This window comes from Micromonospora sp. RTGN7, from assembly GCF_033804645.1.
Taxonomy (GTDB): domain Bacteria; phylum Actinomycetota; class Actinomycetes; order Mycobacteriales; family Micromonosporaceae; genus Micromonospora.
The window spans coordinates 1-639 of sequence record NZ_JAPZLF010000056.1; the positions used below are offsets into that span (position 1 = coordinate 1).

Consider the following 639-nt stretch of genomic DNA (forward strand, 5'->3'; position numbering starts at 1 on the left):
GACATCTCCTACGACCCGGCGAACCACGACTTCATGGTCCGCACCCGGGCCGCCCGCATCGAGAACATCCCCGTCCCGGACGTCGAGGTGGAGGACCCCGACGGCGACGCCCGGGTGTTGGTCCTCGGCTGGGGCTCCACATACGGGCCGATCGGCGCCGCGTGCCGGGGGCTACGCCAACGCGGCCTCTCCGTCGCCCAGGCACACCTACGACACCTGTCCCCGATGCCGGCGAACCTCGGCGAGGTACTGCGCTCCTACGACCGGGTCGTCATCCCCGAGATGAACCTCGGCCAACTCGCCCAGGTGATCCGAGGCAAATACCTCATCGACGCCATCGGCTACAACCAGGTCCGCGGCCTACCATTCACCGCCATCGAGCTGGAGACGATGCTGGAAGAGGTCCTGAAGAATGTCTGAGCCCCTCGCCCTCAAACTCACCACGAAGGACTTCAAGTCCGACCAGGAGGTGCGCTGGTGCCCCGGCTGCGGCGACTACGCCGTCCTCGCCGCCGTGCAACAGTTCATGCCAGAACTGAACATCCCCCGCGAACGGATCGTCTTCGTCTCCGGCATCGGCTGCTCCTCACGCTTCCCGTACTACATGAACACCTACGGCATGCACTCCATCCACGGACG

2 pseudogenes are annotated in these 639 nt (G+C 65.7%); both read left to right on the plus strand.

Annotated features, from left to right (window positions below):
* Positions 1-420, plus strand: a pseudogene (locus tag SNR22_RS29175) (2-oxoglutarate ferredoxin oxidoreductase subunit alpha); the annotation flags it as partial.
* A pseudogene (locus SNR22_RS29180) lies at positions 413-639 on the plus strand (2-oxoacid:ferredoxin oxidoreductase subunit beta); the annotation flags it as partial. The pseudogenes SNR22_RS29175 and SNR22_RS29180, both read left to right, overlap by 8 nt.